The sequence below is a fragment of the Pseudoduganella buxea genome (assembly GCF_009720835.1).
Classification (GTDB): Bacteria; Pseudomonadota; Gammaproteobacteria; order Burkholderiales; family Burkholderiaceae_D; genus Rugamonas; species Rugamonas buxea.
Window position 1 is genome coordinate 1 of sequence record NZ_WNKZ01000151.1, and the last position, 7,927, is coordinate 7,927.

The window sequence follows — 7,927 nt, forward strand, 5'->3', positions numbered from 1 at the left end:
CCCGTGGCAGTGGCCTGCGCGCTGGCGCGGCCTGCCGCCGTGGCGCTGGCGGTGGCCTGGGCGTTGCCGCCGTGGGCAGCCAGTGGGTAATAGGGAGCGGCGCGCTCGCCGCCGCGTGCTTCGGCCTGGCTGACGGCGCGGGTGATACCGGTGCCGTTGGCCGTTGCCACGGCATCGCCGCCGCGCATGGCGTTGCCGCCGACTGCACGGGCCAGCAACGTCACATCCCGGCCATTGCCGCTGACTGTGGCGGTGCCATTGCCGCCGACACCCCAGTCGGCCTGGTTCTCGGCCCATCCACCGGCACCGCCCGTGGCCGTGCCGCGCAGTGTCAAGTTGCTCGCCGTCAGGTCGTCCAGCGACAGCGTCGACGAGCCATTGCCGCCGGTGCCGCCCACCGTGCCCGGGCTGCCCTCCCCGCCCGTTGCAAGCTGGTTCAGTACCAGCGCGCCCGTCGTGCTGCCGCGTGCAGCATTGACCAGGACGACCTGCACGCCGTCACCGCCGCGCGAGTTGTTCATACCCGCGCTGACGCCGCCCGTGCCCTGTGCCGTAACGTCCACCTTGCCGCCCGCCGAACTGCCGAACGCACTGACATCGACACCACCGCCCACGGAAAGCGGGCCGCCAGCAGTACCGCCCGTGGCCGTGGACGAAATCGTGACATCCGCCGCGCTGCTGGTGCGCCCGCTGGCGTGGCTGCTTGCCATGCCGCCGTTCGTTGCCGCTGTCGATCCGGAGGCGCCGTAGCGGTTCCCCTTCGCCGTGGCCGCGCCGACGATCGCACCATCGCCTTCCAGTGCAAGCACCGCCGTGGCATTGCCGCCGGCCAGGGCGCCGCTGCTGGTTGCCAGCGGCGTATTGCCCGTCGCGATGGCCTTGCCGTTCAGGTTGCCGCTGCCTGTCAGCGTCAGCGTAGCGCTGGCATTGCCTCCCCGATCGGGCTGTGCCTGGTGCCGCCCGGTGCCTGCGCCGGCACTGGCCTCGCTGACGGCAACGGTGGTGCGTGCCTGAACGCCCGTCAGGACGAGTTCCGCGCTGGCGTTGCCGCCGCTGCCGGCGGTAGCGTCGGCGCCGCCGCCGGCATTGCCCCCTTCCGCACGTACCGTGACGTTCAGGCCGCCGGCGCGTTGCCCCGCCACGGTCAGGCGCGAGGACGCATCGCCGCCGCGGCCGCCGGACGTTTCGCCCGGGCCGCCGTTTCCGCCCCGCGCTTCCTGCACCAGCGTCAGGCTGCCCGTGGTGGCGCCGCTGACGGCATCGGCGAGATGGGAGGCAGCGCCGTTGCCGCCCGCACCGAAGGAGTACGGATACTCGCCAGTCCCGGTCCAACTTCCGTCGCCACCGACCTGCAGTGCGCTGACGCTGACAGCGCCGCCGCCGGCCGAACTGCCGCTGGCGCTGGCCGACGCGGTGCCGCCATCGCCGTGATGCAGCAGCGGCGTATAGTACGCCGGCTTGTAGCCGTTGCCGCCATAGGCACTGGCAGCGACGGTGACGGCGCCGTTGCCGGAGCTGCTGCCATGTGCGACGGCGGTGCCCAGTCCGCCGCTATTGCCCTGGGCGTCCCCGCCGCCACCCATGCCACCGCGCCCGATTGCCGTCACGTCGACGACGCCGGCGCCGCGGCCCTGGACCAGTGCGTTGCCGCTGCCGCCATTGCCGAACGCCGAGGTATCGGAAGCGCCACCAACGCCGCCGGTACCGGTGCCGGTCAGCTTCATGCGCGTATTGCTGCTGTCGTTGACGATCACCGTCGAGATGCCGTTGCCGCCCGTCGCGCCTTGCAGGCCGGCGCTGGCGCCGCCATGACCACCCGTCATCTCCTGGCTGATCGTCAGCACGCCGCTGGTACCGGTGGCAGCGCCGATGACGCCGATGGCATTGCCGCCTACCCCGCCCATGGCGCCGCCGTTGCCGTTGCCACCGCCATTGGCATCTCCCTTGACGGCGATGGTGACGGCGCCGCTGGTGGAACGGCCTTCCGTCGTCAGCAGCGTGTCCGCGCCCCGCGCTGCCGTCCGGCCCACACCGGTGGCGCCAGTGGTGTAGCCACCAGCAGCCATGTTCTGCAGTTCGACACTGCTGGCGCCGGCCGCGACGGCGCGCAGCGTCCCGGTATTGGCGGTCAGGTCGTCACCCCCGCGAAAACCCAGGACATTCACGCTGCTGACCCCGACCACCCGTCCCTTGCCGCCTAGATCGACGGTGCTGCTGGCAACGCCGCCCGTGCTGGCTGCCCGCACGGTGCCGGTCACGTCCCCTTCGCCACGCAGCACCATGTTGCCCGTGGCGGCGCTGCCGGCCTGGTTATATTGCGACGCACTGCCGCTGGTGGCGGAAACATAGCCCCTCAATGACGCGCCGCTGCGCGTCGAACTGGCACGCAGCGCCGCGTCTGCGTGCGCCGCGGTCTTCGACGGTTCGACGGCAAAAGTGTCGCCACCCCGGGCCTTGACTTCGATATCCAGACTCGAGGCGGCGCTGTCGCTCAACTCCAGCGAGCTCGATCCGCTGCCGCCCGAGCCGGCGCCGAGCGGCCCGCTCGTCGCGTTGCCGCCGGTCGCAAATTGCTGCAGCCGCAGGGCGCCCGTGGTGGCTCCCGACACGGCGTTGACCAGGGTGACGCTGCCGCCGTCGCCGCTGGTGCGGCTGGCACTGCTGCCTCCCAGGCCGCCAGTGCTTTGGGCCAGTACCGAAACGTTGCCGGTATCGGAGCTGGCGAAGGCGATGCTGTTGGCCGTGCCGCCCTGTCCGCCTTGCCCAGCGTTGCTGGCGCGGCCCGCGCCGCCGGTGCTGTAGGCTTCGGCCGTGGCGCTGCTGCTGCCGTGCGCGATGCTGCGGGCCGCAGCGTTGGCCGTACCGCCCGTGCCACCGGTACCCGCCACGCCCGGGGTACTGCCGGTACCGGCGCCGCCAGCCGTGCCGCTGATCCCGCCAGCGCCGCCCGTCGCCTGCACATAGGTGCGCGTATCGCCAGTGGCCAGCGTGCCGTGGCCGCTGGCGACCGCATCGCCGCCGCGCCCGCCGTTGCCGCCGTTGCCACCTGGCGTCTGTGCATTGCCGGCCGCACCCCGGCCGCCGCCGCCGCCGGTACCACCCGTCGCACGGACGATGGTCAGGGCATCCTCGACCGGTCCGACATTGGCGATGCCGCTGCCGCCCGTTCCCCCCGTTGCCCCGGGGGCCCCTGGCGTGGCGCCGTTGGCACCGACGGTGCCGTCGGTGCCCTTGACGATGGTTTCTGCCGCATACCCGTGTTGGGCCAGCAGGGCCAGCAACAATGGGGTGGCGCACAGGAAACGGTGCGGTGTGGTCGATACTGGCATGGAATTCCTCTTGGTAAAAAAATAACGGTGGGCAGAACCGGCTCGGCAAGCAATCGGAATCTCGCCATGCGATAATTATCGTTTTTATAAGCATGTTACAAGTTGAAGGTTCCTGAAATTTTCCTGAAGATGGCAATGACACCCATGACTCCCGCCCGCTTCCGATTTGCCGCGTTCGAGCTGCAGCTGGGGCAACGCCTTCTGCTTCGGGAGGGCCGCTTGCTGCCCGTCACTTCCCGCGCCTTCGACGTGCTGGCGGTGCTGGCGGCACGTGCCGGCGAACTGGTCTCGAAGGAGGAACTGCTGGCAGCCGTCTGGCCGGGCCTGGTCGTCGAGGAAAACAATATCCAGGTGCAGATTTCCCAGCTGCGCAAGCTGATCGGGGCCGCCAGCATCGCCACCGTCAGTGGACGCGGCTACCGGCTGACCCTGCCGTGCACCGGCGACAACGACGCCGGTGCCGTGCCGCCGGCCCCTGCCAGCGTTCCCCGGCAGCCCGCCCTTCCGTTGCCGCCGGCACTGTACGGCCGGGACGAGGATTTGTCGGATCTGGACGAGATGGTGCGCAGCCGCCGCCTGGTCTCCGTGCTGGGGACCTCCGGCGTCGGCAAGACGGCGCTGGCAGCGGCCGCCGCGCGTCGTGCACTGCCCCGTTTCACCGACGGCGCCGCCTGGGTGGATGTGGGCACCGCGCTGGCGCCCGCGGACGTGGTTGCGGCTATTGCCGCCGCGCTGCACCTTGCCACGGACACGCCGGCTGCGGACGTGGTGGCGCACCTGGCCGCGCGGCGCCTGCTGCTGGTGCTGGACAATGCCGACCGTGTCAGTGCCGCCACCGCTGCGCTGGCCGCTACGCTGCTGGCCCACGCGCCGCGCCTGCACCTGCTGGTCACGACGCAGGTGCGCCTGAATTTGCTGGAAGAGAGCGTGTACCGGCTCGCTGCCCTGGCCGTGCCCACCGCCGGCACGCCACTGGCGGCGGCGCGTACCTTCGGCGCGCTGGCCATGCTGGAAGCAAGGGTCGTGGCCCTCGACCACCTGTTTGCGCTGGACGAGGACAATATCGCCGCCGCCATCGGCCTGTGCCGCAAGCTGGACGGCCTGCCACTGGCGCTGGAACTGGCCGCGGCGCGCGTGCCCGGCCTGGGCCTGCGCACCGTGCTGGCCCACCTGAACGACGGCCTTGGCCTGCTCAGCGGCGGCAGCGCCGGGGCAGCGCCGCGCCACCGCTCGCTGCAGGCGGCGCTGGAATGGAGCTACGCCCTGCTCGCGCCGGAAGAACAGGCCCTGTACCGGGAGCTTGCCGCATTGCCGCCCTGGTTCGGGCCGGACCAGCTGGGCGTGGGGCCGAACCGCGCCTTGCGGCGGCTGGACAAGCTCGCAGCCCTGGTCGACCGTTCGCTCGTCGTGTTCGACGGGGGCCGGGCCGAGCCGTACGCGCTGACCGAAACGGGGCGGCTGTTCGCATCGGCCAAGCGGCGGCAGGCCGGCTCGACGGACCGACGCAAAAAAGCCGGCGCAAGCGCCGGCTTCCGGTACGACTGAAGCGATCAGCCGCGGCGGCGACGACGGGCGGCGAAGCCCAGGATGCCCAGGCCGGCGGCCAGCATGCCGTAGGTGGCCGGTTCCGGCACCGCCGACACTTCCACCGTCAGCGCCGTCTGCGTCACGGTGGCATTGCCCACGCCGTCGAACCACAGGCCGGTCGAGAAGGCGATCGGGCTGTCCGGGTTGATGGCGGCGGTCACTTCGATGCCCGTGATGCGGAACTGGTCGACCGACTTGCCGAACTCGAAATGTTCGCCACCGGCGACATCGGCCGCGAACAGCTTCCATTCGCCGCCTTCCATCAGCCAGATATCGTAGCGGCCGTCGCCGACGCCCGGCAGCAGGGTCACGCCGTTGACGAGGGGGCCGTTGCTGATGGCGTAGTCGTAGCCGGTGGCGACGATCGGGTCGATCCAGATCGGCGTACCGGTCCCGACGGGCATGTTCTCGAAGATCCAGCCGGCCGTGCCGTCATCGATATTGGTTGGCAGGACCGGGTTGTACGGGGCGCTGCCCGGCAGGTTTTCGTTGCGCACCAGGAAGCGCCAGACGCCGTCCGTGCCCGTGTTGTTGTCGTTGACCAGACCCAGCACGTTCTGCGTGCCCGAACCGATCAGTGAATAGGAATTGGTCTGCGCGCCGGCGTTCCAGCCTGCCACGGCGGCCAGGCCGCCGAAGCCGTTGCTGCCCTGGCTGGCGTCGCCCGTGGTCCACTGCAGCTGGCCGTAGCGGAATTCCATGTCGAAGTCACCGCTGCGGCCGGTCGTGGCCGACTGGTCCTTCAGCACCAGCTGGAAGGTGTTCTGCTTGTCGTTGTGCTGGTTGTAGTAGCCCACCGTGTCCCACGTGACGACGACGGTCTTGTTGTCGGGATTGGCCAGGTACACGTTGTTCATGAACGGCACCGGCAGGTTGTCGGTCTGGTTGCGCGTGTCGACGTCGGCCCAGAACGGCGCGATCATCGCGGCGCGCGAGATCGGGAACAGCGACGGCGTGAAGTCGCTCAGGGGACCGGAAAACGACACATTGCCGTTGTTGTTGACCCAGTAGTTCGAATAGGCATTGCCGAAGAAGTTGATCTGGAACGGCAGCGTCAGCTGCGATGACGAGCCGTCATCGTTCGGTTGCATGATGCGCGTGCCGAAGCCGCGTTCGCCGCCGAAGCCCGACAGCAGTGGATCGGCGTAGGCGGTCGTGCTGGCAAATGCCGCCATCAGCGACAGTGCGAGGAAAGTACGTTTCATGTTTACCCTGGTGTGATGTTCTGGATGATTGGTGTGGCCACGGACGCCACGCGGCGCCATTGTCGAACATCGCGCATGACTTCGATATCACATAAGCACGTGATTGATCTCATCTTATATTTATGCTATTTTTATAAGTTACGTTTCAAATTTACATCGTTTTCAGCACAACACCACCTGGCGAAGCGGGCCATCCAAAGGGAATTGCATGCAACTGGAAGTGTTCGAGGCGGCCCTGTTCGGCGATGAGGAAACGTTCTTCGGTATGGCCGTAGCCTGGCTTCAGCGCGATATCGGCTTCGACGGCCTGCTGTGGGGCAAAGGCCCGGTCCGCGCCACCTTGCCCTGGGACGATGTGCGGGCCTACGGCCGCCCGGCGAACGGGGTATCCGGCCGGGCAGCCGTCGCCGCCGACCCCGTGGGGCAGTGCGCGCTGGCCGCGCCGGAACGGGCCCATGCGTTGACGATCGCCTCCGCCTGCGACCCCGGTTCGCCGGCCCTGCGCTTCTGGCAGGCCTGGGACGCGCGTCACTTGTTGATCCTGGCAAAGCCGGCCCACGACGACACGGCGGTAGCGTGGCTGGGCCTGCTGAGGGCCACGGACGAGCCGTTCGGGCCGGCCCACTGCCGTGCCATGCAGCACCGCGCCCACGCCATCCTGACGGCACAGCAGCTGCGCGTGGCCAAGGCTGCGCGCGCGCTGGCGTGGGCACCCGCCATCGCCCAGGCCCCTATGGAAGCTTTGACGGAGCGCGAGATGGCGGTGGCCCAGGCCTACGCGGACGGGCGCGCCGTCAAGGAAGTGGCGCGCCTGATGGGACTATCAGCCTCGACGGTGCAATGCCACCTGTCGCGGGTCTACCGCAAGATGAATGTGCACAGCAAGATGGCCTTGCGCAAGGTGCTGCAGGACCGGCGCAAGCATGCCCGACCGGCCTGAGCCGCCCGGCGGCGCCGGCACGCTGCCCCGCGCTGCTTGCACCGGGCAGCCCGATGTGCAATGATAGCAATTCGGCAATTTTAGCTGCCGTCGCTTACGCCCAGGCGCCACCGCGTCGCCGCCTTTTGCCCCACTCATCCAGATAACCGCCAATGAACGATCCTGTCCACGCCGCCCCAATTGTCACCTCTTCGACCGCCATGCGCCCGGGCCTGGGCTTGCTGCTGGGCGCAATTGCCACGGCCGCGCTGGTGGCACTGGCCGTGTTCACCTGGCGCCAGCAGGCCGGCGCGCCGTTCGCGCCGGGTCCGCTGGGCGTGCGCTACGCCGTCCAGCTGCAGAACGGCCAGATGTTCTATGGCGTCTTGCGCGAGATCGGCGCGCGCCACGTGCAGATGGAGGACGTGTATTACGTGCAGCCGTTCACCCAGCCGGACGGCCGCCAGGGCAACCGCGTCGTCAATCGCCAGAAGAACGACTGGCACGGTCCGCAGGTGCTGACGGTACCGCTCGACAAGGTGGTCACCATCGAGACGGTGGGCGCCACCTCGCAGCTGGCCAAGCTGATCGAACAGGACAAGGCCGCCGCCCCCGCGCGCTGATTGCCCTTCCCTGAGAAAAAAGGCGCTGTCACCCGGTCGCAGTGAACTGTCCACTCAGCATTCAACTTCCTGCCGGGAATAATGCAGCCCGTAAAAATTGCTGCGGCGTGCTCAGGTGACGACAGTCGAGCCCGTGTATCCAGCCCAGGTAGTGGGGCAGGTAGCGGCTGGCCACGCCGTGGAAGCGGATCAGCCAGCTCTTGAACACGGCGTGATACCGGTTCACGTTCTGGACATGGATTTCCCCCAGCGCCCGCTCGCCCT

At 69.0% G+C, this 7,927-nt stretch carries 5 protein-coding genes and 1 pseudogene; 3 read left to right on the plus strand and 3 right to left on the minus strand.

Features of this window, described 5'->3' with window-relative positions; all coding sequences use genetic code 11:
* A partial coding sequence (locus tag GM672_RS26550; RefSeq protein WP_211517444.1) for a beta strand repeat-containing protein occupies window positions 1-3,329 on the minus strand: 3,329 nt, incomplete at its 3' end.
* 135 nt (window positions 3,330-3,464) lie between these two features.
* On the opposite strand from GM672_RS26550, the gene GM672_RS26555 reads away from it, so the two are divergent.
* Window positions 3,465-4,874 carry a winged helix-turn-helix domain-containing protein gene (locus GM672_RS26555; protein WP_170300262.1) on the plus strand — a complete coding sequence of 470 codons (1,410 nt, stop codon included), beginning with the start codon at window positions 3,465-3,467 and terminating at the stop codon, window positions 4,872-4,874.
* Window positions 4,875-4,879: 5 nt separating this feature from the next.
* Here GM672_RS26555 and GM672_RS30170 read toward each other — a convergent pair whose 3' ends face one another.
* Complete coding sequence (locus GM672_RS30170) at window positions 4,880-6,121, minus strand: nidogen-like domain-containing protein (protein ID WP_155473523.1); 1,242 nt, start codon at window positions 6,119-6,121, stop codon at window positions 4,880-4,882.
* Between the two features lie 208 nt (window positions 6,122-6,329).
* Between GM672_RS30170 and GM672_RS26565 the strand changes: the two genes are divergently transcribed.
* Window positions 6,330-7,061, plus strand: a complete 732-nt coding sequence (locus tag GM672_RS26565) for a helix-turn-helix transcriptional regulator (RefSeq protein ID WP_155473524.1) — start codon at window positions 6,330-6,332, stop codon at window positions 7,059-7,061.
* Window positions 7,062-7,213: 152 nt separating this feature from the next.
* A complete protein-coding gene (locus GM672_RS26570) occupies window positions 7,214-7,663 on the plus strand; it encodes a hypothetical protein (RefSeq protein WP_155473525.1) in 450 nt (149 codons plus the stop codon).
* Window positions 7,664-7,724: 61 nt separating this feature from the next.
* Here GM672_RS26570 and GM672_RS29410 read toward each other — a convergent pair.
* Window positions 7,725-7,927: pseudogene (locus tag GM672_RS29410) on the minus strand (IS1595 family transposase); the annotation flags it as partial.